We start from the raw sequence: 22,195 nt of genomic DNA, 5'->3' as shown, positions 1-22,195 counted from the left end.
AAAAGGCAATGTATACCGTTACATATACATTGCCTACGATAACTCTTAACTTTATAATTATATACTATATTTCTGTTTTTTTGAAGATGTTTATGGATATATGTTAATTATCTGTTACTTTTTAGTTTTCAAAATATAGTGTTATACTTGAATCTTCATTAACTTTTATTCCAGGTTTTGGAAAAACATCCTTTACCTTTGTATCCTTTGGAATTTCTATATCTGTATCTAAATTTGGTTTTAACTTCGCATCTTCTAGTGCTTTCACTGCATCTCCAATTTTTAAATTTCTTACATCTGGTACTTTGACTTGTTTCTTTTCATATTCAGCTTTTTCTTCTTCTTTGTATACTGGTTTAACTCCTAAATATTTTAGAGAATCATTCATTATTTCTTTTACTATAGGTCCTGCTGTAGTACTACCAAATGCACTTACTCCTGTTGGCTCATCAACAATAGCAAGAACTACAATTTGTGGGTCATCACAAGGTGCTATTCCCACGAACGAACATATATATTTTCCTTGAGCATATTTACCATCTATAACCTTTTGAGCTGTACCTGTTTTCCCACCTAGTCTATATCCTGGTATATATGCGATTTTTCCTCCACCGTCAGTTACAACTGACTCTGCAATTTCTAACATTTTTTTGGATGTTTCTTTAGATATAACATTTCTTACTTTTTTTGGTTTTACTGTTTCAGTTATATTACCTTTATTGTCAGTATAAGATTTTACTACTCTTGGTTGCATTAAATCTCCACCATTTGCTATTGATGATATAGCTGTTATAAGTTGTATTGGAGTTACTGATATTGATTGACCAAATGATATTGTAGCTAATTCGACTGGTCCTACATTTTTTTCATTATACAATATTCCTTTAGCTTCTCCTGGTAAATCTATACCTGTCTTATTCATAAGACCAAAAGATTCTATATAATCATACATTTTACCAACACCTAATCTACTTCCTAATTCAACAAACACAGGGTTACAAGAATTTTGTACTGCTTGTTTAAACTCTTGTGTTCCATGAGGTCTATAGTGTCTCCAACATTTAATCTTTCTTCCTCCTACAGTTACACTACCTGTACATGTGAATTTCTCACCATCTTTTATTACTCCTTCTTCAAGAGCACTAGAAGATGTAATAAGTTTAAATGTAGAACCTGGTTCATATGTATCACTTACTGCTGGATTTCTCCACATTTGATAATAACCCTTTATTTTGTCTTTATCGCTATATTTTTCAAGTTCTTCTTGATAATATGGATATATTGGTGTTCTTGAGTCGTTAGGGTCATAATCTGGTTTTGATGCTAGAGCAAGTATATCACCAGTTTTAGGATTCATTGCTATTGCAGTGACTTTCTTTGCATTGTTTATTTCATAAGCTTTTTGTACTGCTTTTTCAGTATAATGTTGGATTACTTCATCTATAGACAATACAAGACCATTACCTTGAACAGGTTCATAATATTTTTCCATACCTTGTGGAATTTCTCTACCTGAAGCATCAGTACTTACTATTAGTTTTCCAGCTTTCCCTTTTAATTTTTTATCATATTGCATCTCTATGCCAGATATCCCTGTTGCATCTGAAGAGGTATGACCTATTACATATGGTGCAAAATTTCCATAAGGATAATATCTTTGGTTGTCTTCTGCTACCCATATTCCACCTAATTTAGCATCTCTTATTTGACTTGCCTTATCATCATCTATCCATCTTTTGACCTTTACAAGAGCCATATTTTTTTTACTTATTAGAGCATAAATATCTTTATAATCTTCGTCCAAAATTTCAGCAACTTTTTCAGCTGCTTCTTTTTTATCTTCTACTTCTACAGGTTTACACCAAACTGTATATTTAGTTACACTTACTGCCAATTCTTTCATATTTCTATCATATATAGTTCCTCTTTTAGGCTCTATAGGTATATCTCTTGTTTGTTGTTCTAATGCTTTTGTACTCAACCAATTACCTTTCATAAGTTGTAGGTATCCAGTCCTAATAACAAGGCAAAAAAACAGTGCACATGCTAAAACAAGAACAAGTACCAGTCTTTTTTTGCTTATCCTTTTTACTTTTCTCAAACCTATTCCCCCTAGTTATCCACATTTATATACTTTATTTGTCCATCTTTTGGATAGTCCATATTGAGCAATTCCTTTGCTTTTAACTCAATTTCTTTTATTGATGTTTTTTCAGTTTCTTTTGCCTTTAGTTCCTCTAGTACTATCTCTTTTTTTCTTAAATCTTTTTGTAAGTAATAAATATCATATTTCATTTCTGAAATTTTTGAATAACCACATAGATTCAATATTATTACTGCGAAAGTTGTAATCAATAAAATACATTTAGCCCCTATTTTTTTATTAATTCTCTTTTTATAATTATTCTTTTTTTTGTTTTTATATTCATTTAGATTATGTATTTTATAATTTTTTTTCAAATTATCACCCCGATAATATAGATTTTTAGATTTTCCTCTATACTATATTTGTTATTAATCATATCTCTTCCTTTAAAATTTCATCGCTAAATTAATACACTATTACACAATCTATTTGTAATTTTTTCTATACACAACAAAAAATCTATAGATTCACTAATACTTGAATATTGAACCTATAGATTATACACTAATTTTTATTTATTTTTATCACTATATATTTTCTTTAACATATAAATCAATACACTTAAAGCAAATAATATTAAAAGTCCTGTCATCATGACTTTAGCTCCACCAGTCAACATACCACCAACATAAGAATATACAATTGTTGCTGGTAATTGTCCTACCCCAGTAGCTATAAAGAAGGATATAAAACTCATAGATGTTAGACCTGCTGCATAACTCACAAGGTCAAAAGATATAAAAGGAAGCAATCTTGCAATTAAAATTGTATGTTTTCCATATTTATCAAAAAAACCATCTATACTTTCTAGTGCAAATTTACTTGTAAGTTTTACAACTACATCTCTACCTAAAAACCTTCCAATTACAAAACAGATTGCAGCACCTACCATTGCACTGACCCATGACAGTATAGCACCATTTACCCATCCAAATAAGGCTGCATTTGCAAAAGTAATTAAAAATGCAGGGAGAGGTGCAGCTATTGATTGTAATATCATAAATGCAAATGATATTATTGGTGCCCAAACTCCAAATGATAGTATGTACTCCTTAATTGCATCTAAATTTAACATACTCAGATAAAATATCATCTGATTTACCATTTTTTTAACAGGAGGTATAAACAAGTAAATAGCAAGTACCCCCAATATAATACAAATCTTTATTAATAATTTTTTATGCTTATTTTCTATTTTTATTCACTCCTAATATCTATTTTAGTTATATTATAACAGAAAATATTTTTCTATATTGTCGATTATACCATAGTTGTTTTCTATTCTAATAAAAACTATAATAGGTTTTAACTATATTAAGAAGCTTATTATTTTATTACATAGCTAGACCGTACTCTCAAATTGTATAAATTATATTTTTTCCGCTACTCTCAATTTAGCACTTCTTGAGCGTGGATTTACTTCTATTTCTTCATTACTAGGAAGTATGGGTTTTCTAGTTATTATTTTTACTTCAGATTCTTTGTCACATTGACATATTGGTAAATGTTGTGGGCATATACAATCTGATGCGAGATATTTAAATGCATTCTTTACTATTCTATCCTCTAACGAATGAAATGTTATTATACAAATTCTACCCCCTTCATTCATTATAGAAGAAGCATCATTTATCATCTTTGTAATTACTCCAAGTTCATTATTTACTTCTATTCGTATAGCCTGAAAAGTCCTTTTAGCTGGATGAGGCCCATCTATTCTAGCTTTTTTAGGAATAGCTTTTTTAATTATATCAACCAATTCACCTGTAGTTTCTATTGGCTTATTCACTCTTTCCTCAACTATAAATTTAGCTATACGTTTAGCCCAGTTATCTTCACCATAATCTTTAATTATCTTAGTTAGCTCATCTTCTGTATAAGTGTTTACAACATCATATGCTGAAAATTCACACCTAACATCCATCCTCATATCAAGTGGTGCATCTTGCATATAAGAAAATCCTCTCTCAGCTTCATCAAGTTGATGAGAGGAAACTCCTAAATCTGCTAATACACCATCTATCTTATAAACTCCGATTTTTTCCAATTCTTCTTTTATATTTTCAAAATTGCTATGAACAAATTTTACTCTGCTTTCATATTCACTTAATCTTTCTTTCGCTGTATTTATAGCATTTTTATCTTGGTCAAACCCTATAAACAATCCTTTATCTGATAATTTTTTTACTATTTCTTTGGAATGTCCTGCACCACCCATAGTACAGTCAACATATACTCCATCTGGTTTTATCTTTAAATTTTCTATACATTCATTTAAAAGAACTGATACATGATGAAATTCCATAACTACCTCCTTTAAACTTACTATTTAAATTAATCTTTAATACTGTTGTTTTTATTTCTCTTTGATAAATAAATATGTGCTATTATACCACCAATAACCCCAACTAAACTTATCACTTGAGCCATTCTAAGTGGCCCTAACATTAAACTATCTGTTCTTAATCCTTCTATGAAAAATCTTCCTATTGAATAAAGGGTTATATAAGTTACTATAACCTGGCCTTCGTATTTTTTATTTTTTCTAAACAATAATAAAACTATAAATATTCCAAAATCCCATATAGACTCATATAGAAAAGTTGGATGAACTTTTACTCCATCAACCATTATTCCCCATGGTAAATTAGTTGTACCTCCATGAGCCTCTCCATTAATAAAGTTTCCCCATCTTCCTATAGCTTGTGCTAAAGGCATTCCAAGTATGACAGTATCAGCCATTTTTAAGAAATTAATATTTTTAACCTTAGTGTATATATAACCAGCTAAGATTCCACCTATTAATCCTCCATGTATAGCAAGTCCACCACCTCTAAAATTAAGAATCTGAGATAGATTTTGAGCATAATAACTCCAATTAAATATAACATAATATATTCTTGCACATATTAATCCAACAGGAATTGCTATGATAGCTATATTTAATACATCATCTTCTTTAAGTCCAACTCTTTTTGACTCTTTTATTGCTATTAAAGTTCCCAAAATCATACCACTAGCCATAAGTATTCCATACCACATTATGTCTATCCCAAATAGTGTAAATGCAACTCTATCCATAACTCCACCTCTTTATCTTAATTAAAATATTTCCAAAGCAATACACCATGTTTACAATTAATTGTAATTATACTAAATTATGATAACATATTAATGTTAATTCTACAAAACATATTGATGTTGATTCTACAAATACTCAAAATATATTATACACATCATCACAGCAAAATCATTCATAAATTATTTGTAATCAAAGAAATTGGTGTATAATATACACCAATCTCTCTATAAGTTTTTATTAATAATATTTAATTTTTACTAACTTAATTTATATAAGTATGTTCAACAAGCTCGCTTGTTATCTAAATAAAATAAGTATCAAAATTAACTATTTGGCATTTAGCTACTCAATTATAATGTTCAAACTTTCTATTTAGGTTCTACAATAGAAATAACACAATACTCTTCTTTAAAGTGTTCTTTTAATCTTTCTTCAACTTCCTCAAAAGTAACATCTTTAATAATATCTAAATAATCCAATATATTTATATCTTTAAATATATAAGATATAAAACTATTTCCTATAAAGTTTATAGAATCAAAACACTTGATAAATGAACCAATTTTTTTCTTTTTAGTTCTTTCAAATTCCTCTTTAGATAATCCTTCTTTTTTAGCTCTTTCTATATATTCAAGAATTATCTCTTTTACTTTTTTAGGTTCCTTAGAATCTCCAGCAATTACACTAAAAGCATAGTCTACTTGAGATGAAAATCCAGCTCCAAAATTTTCATTTATCAGACCTTGCATATACAAATCTTCATAAAGTTTACTGCCCTTTTTAAATAACATACCTATAAGTATATCAGTTACAATTTCTTTACGTAAAAGTTCTTTCCCTTTTACACCTACATTATTATCTTTAAAACCTATGTTAAACATAGGTATAGATATAGGAAATTTTTCTATAACTTCCTTTTCCCTTACATTTGCTGGTTCTTCAGGATAAAATCTTTCTATATTCTTAGAAAGCTTATCCACATCATAATTGTTTGCTTTTTTAGTTACATCTATGACCTTTTCTACATCCAAATCACCTACAACAAACAAAGCCATATTTCCTGGATTATAGAAAGTATTGTAACACTTATATAGCTCTTCCTTAGTTATCTTGTATATACTATCTACTGTACCAGCTATATCAATTCTAGCAGGATAATTTACATACATAGCCTTTAGACAATTAAAATACACATTCCAGTCTGGGTCATCATTATACATTTTTATCTCTTGTGCTATTATACCTTTTTCCTTTTCAACATTTTCATCTGTAAAATAAGGTGTTTGAACATAATCAATTAAGTGCTCTAAACTTTCATAAAAATTTTCAGTAGCTGAAAATAAGTATGCTGTCATTGTAAAGTTAGTAAATGCGTTTGCACTTACACCTAATTTAGAAAATTTTTCAAAAGCATCTCCTCCATCAGGTTGTTCAAACATCTTATGTTCTAAAAAATGTGCAATTCCTTCATTTACTCTAATCTTTTTATCTTCTCCTATTGGAATAAATTCTAAGTCATTTGAGCCATAATTAGTAGCTAAAATAGCATATTTTTTTGTGAAGCCTCTCTTTGGCATAAAGTATACATCTAAGCCATTTTGTAATTTTTCATAATAAACTTCTTCTCTTAATATATCATTAACTATTTTTTCCATAGACATCTCCTCCATTAATTTCTTAAAAAGTATACAGTATCAAGTTCTATATCTTTTACAGCTTCAACTATATCTTTTTTAGTAACTTTTTCTATACTAGATATTATGTCTTCTACTTCAGAATTTGTCTTTGCCATAGACTGAGAAAATGCAAAATCAGACATTCCACCTATATTATCTGTTATAGATTTCATAGAGTTAACTAAAGCAAGCTTACTATTTTCTAACTCTTCATCAGATATATCTCCTGCTTTTAAACTTTCTAATTGTTCTTTTATTAATTTTACAGCTTTATCGTAATCTTTAGTTTCTATTCCAGATGATATAAGCATAATACTTTTATACTTCTCTATTGAAGAGAAAATATAATAACATAAGCTTTCTTTTTCTCTTACATTCATAAATAGTTTAGAGTGTGGCCCACCACCTAATACATTACTTCCGACCACAAGAGCATAGTATTTATCATTATCCACATAATCTACATTTGCTCTATACCCCATAACTAATTTACCTTGAGTTATTTCCATTTTTTCGTCTATTACTTTTACTTCATCTATATGTTTTATAAAATCTTCTTTTGGTATATCTATAATATCTTCTCTTTCAAATTTTAAATTCTTGCTTATTATATCTACAACCTTATCTTCATCAAAGTCACCTTCTACAACTATGTCTATTGGAGATGTCTTAAGTATATTTCTATAATGCTCATATAGTTCTTTTGAAGTTACATTATCTATTTCATCTTCGTAACCAAACTCGCTTATACTGTATCTTTCATTTCCACACATAGCTTCTATACATTTATCTTGTGCATATTCTTTTTTATCATTTATTATTGATTGTATCTTATCTCTTAAATTTTCTTTTTCAATATTTAAATATTCTTCTTTAAATCCACCATCTATAACAAGTGTATTATTTATTACTTCATTAAAAAATTCTACTACTTCTTCAAATATATTTTCATCTAAATACTTTTCACTTATATTAATTATTTTAAAACTTAGTACTTGACGCTCTCCACGCTTTACAGCATCAGCTCCCATAGATGAACCATATAAATCATCTAGTTTATTGGATATTGCTCTAGCACTAGGATATTTTTCACTTCCGCTTGCTATTATTGATGGTAGCAAAGCATTTTTTGTAGTTTCTTTTTTATCCAACAATCTCTGAACATACAAACTTATAAGATTTGATTTAAACTTTTCTGTTTTTATCAAAGTCAGATTAATATTATTACCCAAATTTATTATTTTCTTAGTATTAACCATATGTACCTCCTATTTTTTATTTAAACATCAATTTTAAAATTGAAATTTATTTATTTTTTGATTGTATATACTTATATATAAAAACCTTCTATTTAATTATATCCTTTTTATTATTTTCTAAAAGTAATATTTTTATTTAAACTTAAATACAAAATTATTTAGAGCAGTCTGCTTTAAAGTCTAGTTTACAAGCTTCATATATATGATGTATAATCAATATGTATGTCTATAATTAAAACAATTTTACAATCCTATAGATTGATTGTTTAAAGTTATATAAAGAATATAAAAAGAATAAGAGAGAGGACGATTAATATGAAATTAGGTATAGTTGGTTTACCAAATGTAGGTAAAAGCACACTATTTAACGCAATAACTCAAGCAGGTGCAGAATCTGCAAATTACCCTTTTTGTACAATAGACCCAAATGTTGGAGTTGTATCTGTTCCAGATGAAAGATTAGATAAACTACAAGAATTGTACAACTCTGAAAAAATAGTTCCTACTGCTATAGAATTTTGTGACATAGCTGGTTTAGTTAGGGGTGCTTCTAAAGGAGAAGGCTTAGGAAATAAATTTTTATCACATATAAGAGAAGTTGATGCAATTGTACATGTTGTAAGATGTTTTGAAGATGAAAATGTTATACATGTAGATGGTTCTGTTGAACCACTTCGCGATATAGAGACTATAAATTTAGAATTAATTTTCTCTGACATAGAGATTCTTGAAAGAAGAATTCATAAAACTCAAAAAGCCGCTAAAGCTGATAAAACTTTAGGTTCTGAACTTGATTTATTAAATTCAATCATGGCTACTTTAGAAAATAGTAAGTGTGTAAGAACTATGCAATTTACAGAAGATGAGCAAAACTTTGTAAATTCATTAGATTTACTTACATCTAAACCTGTAATATATGCTGCAAATGTATCAGAAGATGATTTAGCAGATGATGGAGAAAGTAATAAGTATGTTCAACAAGTTAAGGTATTTGCGGAAACAGAAGATGCTGAAGTTGTTGTTGTATGTGCACAAATAGAAGCAGAAATTTCTGAACTTGATTCTGCTGAAGAAAAGAAAGAATTTTTAGAAACATTAGGACTTGAACAATCAGGTCTTGATAAACTTATAAAATCATCTTATGCCTTACTTGGTCTAATTTCATTCTTAACAGCTGGGCCAAAAGAGGTCAGAGCATGGACTATAAAGGTTGGAAGTAAAGCACCTCAAGCAGGAGGAAAAATACATTCTGACATAGAAAGAGGATTTATCCGAGCTGAAACAATTGCTTTTAATGATTTGGTTGAACATGGTACTATGGCCGCTGCTAAAGAAAAAGGATTAGTTAAATTAGAAGGTAAAGAATACATAGTTAAAGATGGAGATGTAATATTATTTAGATTTAATGTTTAAAATCTTTATTTATCTACAATCTTAACAATTGTATTCCAATAAAAAAATTAGAATAATAGAAACTTCTATTATATTATAATAGTTATTTAGATTCTATAAAAAAGAGAGTTTTTCTAAATGTTTTTTGAAAATCATAATAGAAACTCTCTTTTTTATAAAAATAAAATATTCTATATTTTAAATAAAAAAATATAGAATATTAAAAAATAAAACTTCTCTTTATTATTTTAAACTTTTTTAACCAAAGGCTTGTGATTTTTAAAAACTATATAGTATTCCCACAGAAATTATAATTGTCAACAATGACAGCACTTTACTGTAATCCCAAATACGCTTTCCGCCAAAACATCCAAATGGATAAAAAGGTATACTATGAAAAAGTAAAAAACTTATGCCAAAGGGAATAATGTATTCATAAAATTCTGATTGTTTCCCAAATACTGCTACTACTAAAATAAAAAGTAGTATTCCTAACCACTCAAACAATCCCTCAATCCCCATACTTCGTCTAAATGTAGTAGTCCTCTTATACTCTGTTGGATAAAATCGACCTACCACTGGCCATATACCACCCAAAACTGTAATTAATAATGATATCAACAAGCCACCTCTTGTAGCAATAAACTTCCATTTCTCAGACGAAATCAAGGTTGCAATTAATCCACCAAGTAAAGAAACAATCAGTAATGAAAAAAACGCACCTACTCTGACAGCAAAATCATTAAAATTATTGCTAAAAAATAAAATAGGAAGTGATATTAGTAAGTTTAAGACAGTATAGATTCCTAATTGTTGAATTGATGAGCTATTTTTTTGTGGCAATGTACTCCATAAATGAAATCCAGAAGCAATTGCAAGTGTACTATTAAACCACAATCGTATTGTACTAATTAGCCCATAGTTTTGTAACATTTGTGTAAAGCTTATAATATGATATCCATTATTTTCAAACAACTTCCATGATGCAACATTATCGTCCTTCACAGTAGCAGTCATAGTTTCACAACCTTGTTCTTTTAAAAATATAGTTACTTTTTTGTAAAGCTCACTTCCTATTCCCTTACCTTCATGTCCCTTCTTTACGTAGGCTGTTTCTACATATCCAATTTTTTGGCCATTTTTTGCAGGAAAAATTTTATAGGAAGCCATACCAACAATATGAGCATCTATTATAGCAATAAAAGCATTTTGAGGCTTTTTAAATGCCATACCTTCAACCAATCCAAAACTAGATTTACCAATTTTCCAAACAAGCTTTCTTTCATCATCTACCATTTCCCTAATTGTTATCTTACTCAAAAACTTTCCTCCCTTAAGTACTTGCATAATTACCGATATTCTTAGATTCACAAACTACTATACTCAAATTAAAAACTTTTAACCATAGAAAAATTATATCTCTTTTAGAAAATATCATATGCTCCATATAATGTAAAGTAATACTCTAAACCTAATTCATATTTTTACACTAAGGTATTTTTACATAAATAAAGTGAACTTTGACTATACAAAGTTCACTCTCCTTACAAATCTTTATTTTATTTTGTACTAAGTTTTTTAATTTGTACTCATACCTTCAATATCAGTCCTACTTAATATCAACTTTTCGTATTCTTCTATTGGCATTGGTTTTGCAAATAAAAATCCTTGAGCCATATCACATCCTATAAATCTTAAAAACTCTGCTTGCTCTAAGGTTTCAACTCCCTCTGAAACAACTTTTATATCAAGTTGCTTTGCCATCTGAACAATACTTGAAACCACAATTTGACTCTTTTTTGTATCTTCCACTGTTATAAAAAATTGTCTGTCTAATTTCAAGACATCAATTGGCATATCTTTAAGCATATTTAAAGAAGAATAACCTGAACCAAAATCATCCATAGATATTTTAAATCCTACAGACTTTAGATTTTGCATTATTTTAAACAGCATTTTTGTATTATCAAATATTGCACTCTCTGTTAGTTCAATTTCAATTAAACTTGGTTCAATATCATATTCTTTTGCAATGTTTTCAAACTTCTCTATAAAGTCTGGATTTTCAAGATGTACTCTTGATAAATTTACTGATATAGGAAATCTAGGTAATCCTTCATTTTGCCAACGTTTAAAGTTTTTACAAACTTGAACAAATACAAACATATCTAATTCTGTTATAAAACCATTTTTTTCAAAAATAGGAATAAACACACCTGGACTTATTAATCCCTTTTTTGGATGTTGCCAACGTACAAGAGCTTCAGAGCCTACTATTTTACCTGTTGATAATTCAATTTTAGGTTGCAGGTATACCTTAAATTGTTCATTTTTTAAAGCATCGTGCATCTCTTGCTCAATATCACGTTCTTCTATAAGAGTTTCCTTTAAATTCTCAGCATAAATTTCATACACTTTTAAGTATTTTCTTTTTACTGTAGTCTTTGCAATCATAGCTTTATCAAGACAAGTAGATATATTTGTTTCTCCATCTTCAATAAAATAGACTCCTATAGATGGTATCAGATTAAGTTCCACCCCTAAGCTAGTTTTTATCATAGATAATTTTTTACGCATAATTTCACATATCTCTATAACTGATTCTTTATCCTTCTTTTTTTCAAATATTATAGCAAAATTATCATTTGAAATTCTTGAGAATACAGACTGTTCTTTAAACATATTTTCAATAATCTCTGCAATTTTTCTTAATACTCTATCTCCCTCTTCATATCCAAATCTATCATTTACTAACTTAAATTTATCTATATCAAAATAAATTAAAACTAGATTCTTTTTCTCATGAGTGGATAAAAATTTACCACCTTCCAGATTAAATTTATTTGAATTTCCAACTCCTGTAATGCTATCTTTAAATGCAAATTCTTCTAATCTTTCCTTGCCCTTTTTTTGCATAATCAAGATATAAATTATTAAAGATGTAAATATCACAATTAAAACTATACATGCTGATAGTGTAAGTTTTATAATGGCATATGATTTTTCAGATACAGCAGTTCTAGGAACTTCAGAAAAAAGATACCAATCATTAATTCCTATTGGAGCATAACTTAAATAATATCCTTTTCCAGACATATTATAACTTAATGAACCTGATTTAGAATTTTTTATATTTAATTTCATATCATTAAGAGTAGATTTTGATAGGGCATTACTTTTATTTATATATGAAAATAAATTTTCCATATTAGAATTTGCGTTTTTGCTACTTGGATTTAAAACAATATCACCATTACTATTAGCTATATAAGAATATCCTTTTCCATTAAACGTTGGTACAGAGAGTATCTTTTCATATAACTTTGTACTATGTGTAGCAAATATAACACCAATAATCTTATTCCCCTTATAAATTGGTACAGAGTACACATTAATATCTTTATAATCTTTTATTGCATCTTTTAACTTACCTGTTATGACTACTTCTCCTTGCATTGACTTGGCAAAATAATCTCTCTTAGAAAAATCTTCTACATAACCATCTGTAGTATATGCCATACCATCTGGTAGAATAACGCCCATTCTTTTAAAGGAGCTATTGACAGATTCTCTTTTAAGTGTTGAAAGAATATTCTCCAGCTCAAAAGATTCTTCTCCTTCAATACATATTGAAATTGATTGTAACAATTTTATATCACCATTAATTTGTTTTTTTAACACATTGACACTTTGATTTGCTATTTCTGAAAGATATTGATTCGTTTCCTCACCCAGTGTCTTATTCAACTTTGAACCATAAATCAAACAGGAAATTGTAACTACTAAGATACTTATGATAGCAATTATGGACAAACCCTGCCTATTATTTTTTGCATCACCCAACATCATACTTCCTGCCTTTCCAGAATCCATATGTATATAATTATTATTTTATATTAATTAATCTAACAATTTTACGATAATACTTATTTTTCCATATTTACTGTAATTATACAAAATTATCAACTTTATTACAATAAAAAATTAATTAATATAGATAATACAATTTTAATAAATTATATTATCTATATTAAGGGTTACTGACATAATTGGTATTAATATCCACCAACATAAAAAGAATATAATATCAAAATAATTTTGATATTATATTCTTAAAATATATATTTTATTAAATTTTCACTTTACATTTTACTTAAACATTCATTGGCAACCTCTTTATCATCAAAATGATGCTTAACTTTACCTATTATTTGGTAATTTTCATGCCCTTTACCTGTTATAATTACAACATCATCTTTCTTTGCCATACTTATAGCCTCTTCTATAGCTTGCTTTCTATCAGCAACAACATGATAATTTTCTTTTTTCTTATCTATTCCTTCAAGTATATCATTTATTATTGCTTCTGGTTCTTCAGTTCTTGGATTATCAGAAGTTACAATACATAAGTCTGAATATTTTTGTCCAATAGCACCCATTAAAGGTCTCTTTTCAGTATCTCTATCTCCACCACATCCAAATACAGAAATTATTTTTCCTTCTGCAAATTGTTGAGTTGTTTTCAATACATTTTCAAGTGCATCAGGAGTATGAGCATAATCAACAATTACACTTATACCTTTATCATTTGGTACTGTTTCAAACCTTCCTGATACTCCATTAGAAAGTCTAAGACCTTCTTTATATACTGGTTTAGGGATGCCAAGTATATAACAAGCAGCTATAACAGCCAAAGTATTATATACTGTAAACATTCCTGGAACTGGTATAAATATAACTTCTTCATAAGAAGGAGTTATTAATCTATAAGATACACCATCTGAATCTGATTTTATATCTCTAGCCATAAAATCAGCATTAGTTTCAACTCCATATGTGTAACAAGGCACATCTATACCTTTTATATTTTCATATATCTTTTTACCACCCTCATCATCTATATTTATTATATTTGCCATAGTAGTCTTAAAAAATAGTTTTTCTTTAGCTTTTCTATAGTCTTCTAAATCTTTGTGAAAATCTAAATGGTCTGGTGTTAAATTTGTGAATATTCCCAGTTTAAAGTCTGTTTCATCAACTCTATTTAATGCTAATGAGTGTGATGAAACTTCCATAGCACAGTAATCACATCCATTATCTAACATGTTATTGAAATGATATTGTAAATCTATACTTTCTGGAGTTGTTGAATTAGAAATAATGTCTTTTTCGCCATCAAATATTTTTATAGTACCAATAAGACCAACTTTATTTTTATTCAAAGTTAATATTTCGTTTAGTATAGTAGTTATACTAGTTTTTCCGTTAGTACCTGTAACTCCTATAACATTAAATTTTTGTGATGGATGATTATAAAAATTGTCAGCTATCTTTGCCATATCTTCTCTTGTATTTTTTACTTTTATAAATGTATATCCTTTTATATCTACATCTTCTTCAACAATAAAAGCTTTTGCCCCTTTGTTTATAGCATCTTTTATATACCTATGACCATCTGACACAAATCCTTTTATACATACAAATAATGTACCTTCTGTAACCTTTCTTGAATCATATTGTACATTATTAATATCTATATTTAATTCACCTTTGACACTGATTATATCCAACCCCTGTATAATATCATTTAATTTCATAAATGCTTTCCTCCCTTTAAACTCTTTTTGCTAAAATTACACTTCATGTAATATTATATTAAGAATTTTTTACTATGTGAATGGTTAAAAATGCTTGAAATATTGCAAAAAATGCTCTATAATTCTCTATAATATAATCTAAGAGAGGTCTTTTATGAAAACTACAGACAATAAAATTGGATACTTAAATGATAATTTTAAAATATTTAGTATTAGAGATAAAAAAGACATAGAATTTGAATACCATAATCATGATTTTAATAAGATAATTATATTTATAGATGGAAATGTCACTTATTTTGTTGAAGGAATTCCATATAAACTAAAACCTTGGGATATACTTTTTATTAGTAATAATGAAATTCACAAACCAGTTATAGATTCAAATGTATTTTATGAAAGAATCGCAATATGGGTTAGCCCAGAATTTATGAAAAAAAACAGTGATGATACTAGTGATTTAGAAAAATGTTTTAAGATAGCCACAGAAAATAAATGTAATCTACTGCGTTTAAAGATGCATGACATTGAATCACTCAAACTTTTTATTGAGCAAATAAATATTTCTGAATCTAGTAATGAATTTGGAAATGAAATACTAAGAAATACCTTATTCATACAGCTTATGATATTTTTAAATAGAATTTTCTTAAAAAACGAGAATATAGAATCTGTAGAAGATGTATTTTACGATGAAACTATAAAAAAAATATTAAACTATATAAACTTAAATATAGAGAATAAACTTTCTATAGACAGTATTGCATCTGAATTTTTTATAAGCAAATATTATCTCATGAGAAGGTTTAAATCTCATACAGGAACATCCATACACAATTATATAATTCAAAAAAGATTAATTTTAGCTAAATCACTAATAAGCAATGGCCATCTCATGAGTGAAGTTTGTAGTAAATGTGGATTTAATGATTATTCTAGTTTTGTAAGGGCATTTAAAAAATATTATGGCGTATCTCCTAAAAACTATATAAACAATAAAAGCCCTTTAGATAGTAATTTGTTAGATGAATAAATAATTATTATAGATTTTATTTCAAAAAAATTAGAGGTATTAGTAAAATAGATATACTAGTACCTCTAATTTATTGAAATATAAATCATATGTTTTTATTAATTAAACTAAAATATATAAATTTAAATAATGCTTATATAATTACTAAAATTCATACAAGTTTTAAGTATACATATTGATGTGTCTATCCTATTTTTTCAATACTCCCTTTTAATATACTTACACGATTACTTTCTTTTGCTGTGACTTTTCCTTTTTTAATGTTTAATTTTTGATTTTGTTCTAGATTCGTAAATACTACTGGACTTATTGTTGATAAACCATTTTTTTCAATATATTCTAAATCCATCTTAACCAGTTTATCCCCTGCTTTAACTTCATCTCCTACATTTACAAATACATCAAACCCATTTCCTTCTAAGTTTACAGTCTCTATACCTAAATGTATAAGTATTTCTACTCCAGTTTTTTTAGATTTGATTATTATTGCATGTTTAGTTGGAAATACAACTCCAATAGTTCCATTTACTGGTGAATAAATTAATCCATCATTAGATTTAATTGCAAATCCATCTCCCATTAATTTACTTGAAAATACAGAGTCTGGAACTTCTTCTATATCTAAGATTTCTCCATTTGTCAATGAATAAACTTCTTCTTCCACCAAAGTATTACCTATATTAGTGTTTTCTGTGTTATTATTTTTTTCCATTTTCTTTTTATCCATATTTTTAATATCAGTATTTTCAACCTTTACTTTTCCTTCTATTATATCTTTTATATTAGATTTTATTGCATCTGATTTTGGACCAAATATAGCTTGAACATTGTTTCCAATAACCATTACACCTGCTGCTCCAAGTGATTTCAACTTTTCTTTATCCACTTTATCTATATCATTTACAACTAGTCTAAGTCTTGTTATACAAGCATCTAAACTTTTTAAATTTTCTTTATTTCCTAAAGCTATTAGTATTTCTGATGCCAGTTCATCTTTTGACATTTCACTAGTCTCCAAATTAGACTCTGATTCATCTTCTCTTCCTGGTGTCTTTAAGTTAAACTTTCTTATCATAAATCTAAATACGCTATAATATAATACTGCAAATCCAATACCTACTAAAATAGCTAGATACCATGGAGTTCTATTAGGAAGTACACCAAATAGTAAGAAGTCTATTAATCCTCCTGAAAATGTGAATCCAATTTTAACTCCTAATAGTTGCATTACTGCATATGATAAACCTGAAAATAAACAATGTACTACAAATAATGCTGGTGCAACAAATAAAAATGCGAACTCTATTGGTTCAGTTATTCCTGTTAAAAAAGATGTAAGTGCGGCTGATGCCATTATTCCTGCTACAAATTTTCTCTTTTCTGGCTTTGCTTCATGTACCATAGCAAGTGCAGCTGCTGGAAGACCAAACATCATAAATGGAAACGCACCTGTCATAAAAGTACCTGATGTAAAATTTACTCCATCTTTAAGTTGAGCAAAGAATATCTTTTGGTCACCCATTACAAGTTCACCTGCTTTGTTTACATATTCTCCAAATTGATACCAGAATGGATTATGGAAAACATGATGTAAACCAAAGGGTATTAATAATCTTTCTAAAGACCCTTCCATAAATGCTGCCAATGTTTGATTTGCTTCGATAACATTTTTTGAAAAACTAAGTAGCCCTTCTTGTATTGGTGGCCAAATAAATGATAATATGATTCCTATTACTATTGCTGCTAACGATGTAACAATAGGCACAAATCTTTTACCTGCAAAAAAACCTAAGTATTTAGGTAATTCAATTTTATAAAGCTTTTTATAAAGATAAGCAGCTACTATCCCTATTATAATACCACCAAATACCCCTGTTTGAATTGTTGGTATTCCAACAATACTTGCATACATAGAATTATCTATCATGTCTTCTGTGACACCTGCCATGACACCCATAGACGTATTAAGTATTAAAAAACCTACTATAGCTGCCAATGCTGCTACACCTTCGCCTTCAGTTAGACCCACAGCTACACCAACTGCAAATATAAGTGGCAAGTTATTGAATATAATTTGCCCTGAACTTTCCATTATACTTATTATAAGTTGGAATGTAGGATTTGCTAGTGCTGGAAAATGAGCAAGTAACGCATCTCCTGCTAAAGCATTACTTACACCAAGCAATATACCTGCTGCTGGAAGTAATGCAACTGGTAGCATCAAAGATTTTCCTACTTTTTGTAAAACACCAAATATTTTTTTCATTTACTTCTCTCTCCTTATTATTTTATATTTTTCAAATAAAAAAGACCTAAGTTTATAAAAAATTACACTAGTAGTTTTAATCCTAAAAATAAATCTCATGTTAATATAAATAAACTTATATCAACCTAATTTTAGAATTAAAAATAAACTGTTATAATTTTTTTATAAACCTAAGTCTTGCCTGCATTATCAGTAACAACCTTAATGTTTTAAAATTATTATATTTCTATTAAATTTTACATAATATCTTAAATACCTATATCGAATTTATATTTATTTAGTATATTTATTGTGAATTCAACACGGATATGACTCTTTTAATATGTAGTGTTAAATATAATAGTTCATCTTGACTTACATAGTAATCATAATTTTTCTCTACATGTATCTTTATTTTATATGCACAGTTATAGTCTTTTTCATACTTTATCTTGATTATATCTACAATATCATTATTAGTATCATTGAATTCCTCTCTTTTTACTAATCTATTTGCAAAAAACTTTAAGTGTGTAAGAAGTCTATCATAATTTATATCATCTTCTTTAAACTCAATTCTATAATAATATCTTATAATATTGAGTATGTCTTTTACAATTTTAGTAATTAAAAGGGATTCCTTTGAACTGCCTTTATAGTTTGAATTTACTATGTGCATAGCTATAAAGCCTGCCTCATCTAAAGGAAACTCTACATTAAATTCTTTATTTATATAATCTACAGCCCATTTTCCAATTTCATATTCTTTTTTGTGAATTCTTTTTATTTCATGTAGTAAATCATTTTTTATAGTTATGTTTTCATGATATCTTTTAATTGCAAATGCAATATGGTCAGTAAGTGCTACATATATGTACTCATAAAGCTCAGTATTTAAAATGCCTTCTGCATAAGCAATTACCTCTGTACTCACCTCAAAAAACTTCTCATCAACCTGGCTTGCTAATTTTCCAATTTTATCTATAAAATTTTCATCTTGTGTTACAAAGGTTCTTTCAATTTTACTTTTATCTACTTCTTGACCCTTCTTTTTTTGAAATCCTATTCCACATCCTGTTAGTATTAATTCTTTTTTTTGGTTTTCATCTAAAACTAATACAACATTATTATTGTAAATTTGTTGAATAATCATAACCAATATCTCTCCCAAAATACAATTTCCCTTATTCATAAAAAAACACCTAAATTAAGATACAATTCACCTGTATATCTTAACTTAGGTATTGCCTGCTTCCCAGTAACAATCCAGTTTGTTAACGCTCATAAATATTGTATTCAATTTATAGCTTTATTCTATTATAAATGGATATATATGTCAAGCAATTTATTGAAAACTATTTCCTATTTTTTTAGTACCAATAAAATTTAAGCATTATACAGTTTATAATTTTCATTCTATCATCATCATTTCATCATAAAGAATATTTTCCAATAATTCTTTAGCTACTTCTCTTGATATTTGTTTACTTTCAACTAGTTGTTGAATACTATCTCTTTCACTTTGTATTGCCATTAATCTATAGTATCCTACTTTTGCTTCAAATTTGTCATCATTATGAATTTTTCTAGTTAGCCAATTTAAATAACGATTGTAAAATCTAATTACTATTAATGATTCATGCCTATTATCTTCATTAATATTTTTATTTATAAATGATATAGCCGTTTTTGTAGAAAGTGCATATGCATGGTGAAACTCTTTAATTAGTTCCTTATTTTCAGATATTATTTTTGTAATCTTTTCTTTTACTTCTGTTTTTACTTTTCTATCTATAATCCACATACTTATTTTTAATTTTACAATCTTAAATATTGATTTTTGGACAGATTTTCTCGACTTCGTAATATAAAATCTATATAATTCAAAAGCTCTCCCAGAAATTTTTCCATCATTCAATAATTTATTAACAGCTATTAAACCTTGATTATCTGCCTCTGCAATCATCATATTTATAATTTTGTTATCTGGAGTATTTAATATCCCTTTTTCTAAATCTACTAACTGCTCATTTAAGTCATGTATTACTGACTGTACCTCTTGAGCTTTTTCATTGCTAAGTTTTAAAATAGCTTCTTTTAAAATTAATTTATATGCCTCTTCATCAGACAATAAGTTTTCTAACTTTTGTACATTCTTTTTTAATAGTATTGGTAATAAAACTGTTGCAAGTAATAAACTTATAAGTATGACTTCTGATGATATAAACAAAACAATATCTCTCATTGGAAACATATCTTTATTGTCTAGGTAAAATGGTATAGACAGAGCAGTTGCAAGTGTAAATGTACCATGAACACCACAAGTAGCAACTATTAATGAATATTTCCATCTAGAAGTATCATCTTTTTCATCTTCTTCATTCTTAAATCCTAAAAAACCTATAAAGAAATTATTTAAAGGATTTTTCTTAGTTTTTATAAAAGAACTATGCCATAAATATACCCATATAAATCTTATAATAAATAAAATAACTACAATTAAAATAGCAATAAAAGTTAAATTTAATGCTATTTTTTCGTTTTTAGTAACAATTCCTTGATATATACCTGGTAATAAAAAACCAAGTAATGTAAAGACAAACCCATTTAATATATACTCTAAAACATACCATGTATTATCTGAGATTATTCTCAATTTAGTGGTTGTATTTTGTAAATGTTCTTTTTCAATTCCATGGGCTATACCTGCCATTACAACCGCTAAAATTCCAGATACACCTAACTCTTCTGACGCAAAATATACAAAAAGTGGAGTCATTATCTGCATAACTATTACCATTGGGATTTCTTCTAAATTCCACTTATGCAAACTAAGTCTTATTTTTATAATTACATATCCTAAGATACTTCCTATTATTATTCCTCCAAGTGCGGTAATCAAAAATTGAATACCTGCTTCTTTTATTGAAAAAAAGCCTGTAACAGTAGCAAGTACTGCAACTTTAAATGCTACTACTCCCGCAGCATCATTTAATAGAGATTCTCCTTCAAGTATATTCATCATATTTTTGGGAAAATCTAATCCTTGTGTAATTGATTTTACTGCTACTAAATCAGTTGGAGATATTACTGCCGCCAAAGCAAATGAAACTGATAATGGCATTTCAGGAATAAGAAAATGTATAAAAATCCCACCTGCAAATACTGTTGTTAAAACCAAACCAAATGCAAGAAGTAAAATTGGCTTTCTAAGTTCTAATAATTCTCTTCTTGATACATTTTGACCTTCACTAAATAACAGTGGAGCTATGACGCATATTACAAATATATCTGGACTAAACGAAAATGAAAATTTAAATGGTAAAATAGACAATAAAACACCTAATACAATTTGATAAATCGCAAGGGGAATATTGCTCCATTTTTTACTAAGTATAGTTGAAATTATTGTACAGACCAACAACCCTAATAAAGTTACTAAAATTGACATAGCGACCTCTCTTTTTAATATATAATTTATAGATTAGATTTATATATTAACTATCTTGATATTGATAGTATTACACTTTACCTGTAAGTATAAAATTTTTACTTTAATCTATTATTTTTATTATATACGTCAAATTTAATTTTGAAAACCTCTATACTAAGTGACATGCAACAAGATAATTTTTTGAAATTTCCTTAAAGAAAAACGTATCCTCATTATTTACTAAAACCATTTGCTCTAAAACTATAAATACTTTCTTTAGATATAAAAAAATAAAAATTGTATATATTCTATAGTTTAATAACCTTATACAT

The 22,195-nt window shown here is 27.7% G+C and carries 15 protein-coding genes; 2 read left to right on the top strand and 13 right to left on the bottom strand.

From position 1 onward, the window contains the following. Positions 1-121: 121 nt before the first annotated feature. From KGF50_RS07545 to yfmF, 7 genes are all read right to left on the bottom strand, one after another. Positions 122-2,101 carry a stage V sporulation protein D gene (locus tag KGF50_RS07545; RefSeq protein ID WP_227847494.1) on the bottom strand — a complete coding sequence of 660 codons (1,980 nt, stop codon included), beginning with the start codon at positions 2,099-2,101 and terminating at the stop codon, positions 122-124. A gap of 11 nt (positions 2,102-2,112) precedes the next feature. After that, positions 2,113-2,460 carry a hypothetical protein gene (locus KGF50_RS07540; protein WP_227847493.1) on the bottom strand — a complete coding sequence of 116 codons (348 nt, stop codon included), beginning with the start codon at positions 2,458-2,460 and terminating at the stop codon, positions 2,113-2,115. Between the two features lie 197 nt (positions 2,461-2,657). Continuing rightward, on the bottom strand, positions 2,658-3,251 hold the full coding sequence (locus KGF50_RS07535; protein WP_255654795.1) for a TVP38/TMEM64 family protein: 594 nt from the start codon (positions 3,249-3,251) through the stop codon (positions 2,658-2,660). A 264-nt stretch (positions 3,252-3,515) separates the two neighbouring features. Continuing rightward, positions 3,516-4,451, bottom strand: coding sequence for a 16S rRNA (cytosine(1402)-N(4))-methyltransferase RsmH (gene rsmH / locus KGF50_RS07530; protein ID WP_227847492.1), 936 nt, complete (start codon positions 4,449-4,451; stop codon positions 3,516-3,518). A 29-nt stretch (positions 4,452-4,480) separates the two neighbouring features. Further along, positions 4,481-5,227 carry a prolipoprotein diacylglyceryl transferase gene (lgt, locus tag KGF50_RS07525; RefSeq protein WP_227847491.1) on the bottom strand — a complete coding sequence of 249 codons (747 nt, stop codon included), beginning with the start codon at positions 5,225-5,227 and terminating at the stop codon, positions 4,481-4,483. Between the two features lie 369 nt (positions 5,228-5,596). Continuing rightward, on the bottom strand, positions 5,597-6,883 hold the full coding sequence (gene yfmH, locus KGF50_RS07520; RefSeq protein ID WP_227847490.1) for an EF-P 5-aminopentanol modification-associated protein YfmH: 1,287 nt from the start codon (positions 6,881-6,883) through the stop codon (positions 5,597-5,599). 14 nt (positions 6,884-6,897) lie between these two features. Next, positions 6,898-8,163 (bottom strand): EF-P 5-aminopentanol modification-associated protein YfmF, encoded by a 1,266-nt coding sequence (gene yfmF, locus KGF50_RS07515; RefSeq protein ID WP_227847489.1) that lies wholly within the window; start codon positions 8,161-8,163, stop codon positions 6,898-6,900. A gap of 315 nt (positions 8,164-8,478) precedes the next feature. Here yfmF and ychF point away from each other — a divergent pair, with 315 nt between their 5' ends. Then, the gene (gene ychF, locus KGF50_RS07510) at positions 8,479-9,576 is read left to right on the top strand and encodes a redox-regulated ATPase YchF (protein ID WP_227847488.1); all 1,098 of its coding nucleotides are present in this window, start codon (positions 8,479-8,481) and stop codon (positions 9,574-9,576) included. A gap of 258 nt (positions 9,577-9,834) precedes the next feature. Here ychF and KGF50_RS07505 read toward each other — a convergent pair whose 3' ends face one another. From KGF50_RS07505 to KGF50_RS07495, 3 genes are all read right to left on the bottom strand, one after another. Further along, the gene (locus KGF50_RS07505) at positions 9,835-10,875 is read right to left on the bottom strand and encodes a GNAT family N-acetyltransferase (RefSeq protein ID WP_227847487.1); all 1,041 of its coding nucleotides are present in this window, start codon (positions 10,873-10,875) and stop codon (positions 9,835-9,837) included. 258 nt (positions 10,876-11,133) lie between these two features. After that, a complete protein-coding gene (locus KGF50_RS07500; RefSeq protein WP_227847486.1) occupies positions 11,134-13,428 on the bottom strand; it encodes an EAL domain-containing protein in 2,295 nt (764 codons plus the stop codon). A 269-nt stretch (positions 13,429-13,697) separates the two neighbouring features. After that, on the bottom strand, positions 13,698-15,152 hold the full coding sequence (locus tag KGF50_RS07495) for a UDP-N-acetylmuramoyl-L-alanyl-D-glutamate--2,6-diaminopimelate ligase (protein ID WP_227847485.1): 1,455 nt from the start codon (positions 15,150-15,152) through the stop codon (positions 13,698-13,700). 154 nt (positions 15,153-15,306) lie between these two features. Between KGF50_RS07495 and KGF50_RS07490 the strand changes: the two genes are divergently transcribed. Further along, entirely contained in the window at positions 15,307-16,185 is an 879-nt protein-coding gene (locus tag KGF50_RS07490) for an AraC family transcriptional regulator (protein ID WP_227847484.1), read from the top strand. Positions 16,186-16,369: 184 nt separating this feature from the next. Here KGF50_RS07490 and ptsG read toward each other — a convergent pair whose 3' ends face one another. From ptsG to KGF50_RS07475, 3 genes are all read right to left on the bottom strand, one after another. Continuing rightward, entirely contained in the window at positions 16,370-18,451 is a 2,082-nt protein-coding gene (gene ptsG, locus KGF50_RS07485) for a glucose-specific PTS transporter subunit IIBC (protein WP_227847483.1), read from the bottom strand. A gap of 286 nt (positions 18,452-18,737) precedes the next feature. After that, positions 18,738-19,622 carry a BglG family transcription antiterminator LicT gene (gene licT / locus KGF50_RS07480; RefSeq protein ID WP_413926804.1) on the bottom strand — a complete coding sequence of 295 codons (885 nt, stop codon included), beginning with the start codon at positions 19,620-19,622 and terminating at the stop codon, positions 18,738-18,740. A 219-nt stretch (positions 19,623-19,841) separates the two neighbouring features. Then, positions 19,842-21,881, bottom strand: coding sequence for a cation:proton antiporter (locus KGF50_RS07475; RefSeq protein WP_227847482.1), 2,040 nt, complete (start codon positions 21,879-21,881; stop codon positions 19,842-19,844). Positions 21,882-22,195: the final 314 nt, after the last annotated feature.

The sequence above is a fragment of the Clostridioides sp. ZZV15-6598 genome (genome assembly GCF_020657705.1).
GTDB lineage: Bacteria > Bacillota > Clostridia > Peptostreptococcales > Peptostreptococcaceae > Clostridioides > Clostridioides difficile_F.
Note: the sequence above shows the minus strand (reverse complement) of the source record. Positions and strands in the feature narration are given on the sequence as shown.

Bases quoted from the DNA above. Each gene is read 5' to 3' on its own strand.
- ptsG (WP_227847483.1), bottom strand. From the start codon at position 18,451: ATGAAAAAAATATTTGGTGTTTTACAAAAAGTAGGAAAATCTTTGATG.
- KGF50_RS07475 (WP_227847482.1), bottom strand. From the start codon at position 21,881: ATGTCAATTTTAGTAACTTTATTAGGGTTGTTGGTCTGTACAATAATT.
- licT (WP_413926804.1), bottom strand. From the start codon at position 19,622: ATGAATAAGGGAAATTGTATTTTGGGAGAGATATTGGTTATGATTATT.
- KGF50_RS07495 (WP_227847485.1), bottom strand. From the start codon at position 15,152: ATGAAATTAAATGATATTATACAGGGGTTGGATATAATCAGTGTCAAA.
- KGF50_RS07500 (WP_227847486.1), bottom strand. From the start codon at position 13,428: ATGGATTCTGGAAAGGCAGGAAGTATGATGTTGGGTGATGCAAAAAAT.
- lgt (WP_227847491.1), bottom strand. From the start codon at position 5,227: ATGGATAGAGTTGCATTTACACTATTTGGGATAGACATAATGTGGTAT.
- KGF50_RS07535 (WP_255654795.1), bottom strand. From the start codon at position 3,251: ATGGTAAATCAGATGATATTTTATCTGAGTATGTTAAATTTAGATGCA.
- KGF50_RS07490 (WP_227847484.1), top strand. From the start codon at position 15,307: ATGAAAACTACAGACAATAAAATTGGATACTTAAATGATAATTTTAAA.
- yfmF (WP_227847489.1), bottom strand. From the start codon at position 8,163: ATGGTTAATACTAAGAAAATAATAAATTTGGGTAATAATATTAATCTG.
- rsmH (WP_227847492.1), bottom strand. From the start codon at position 4,451: ATGGAATTTCATCATGTATCAGTTCTTTTAAATGAATGTATAGAAAAT.
- ychF (WP_227847488.1), top strand. From the start codon at position 8,479: ATGAAATTAGGTATAGTTGGTTTACCAAATGTAGGTAAAAGCACACTA.
- yfmH (WP_227847490.1), bottom strand. From the start codon at position 6,883: ATGGAAAAAATAGTTAATGATATATTAAGAGAAGAAGTTTATTATGAA.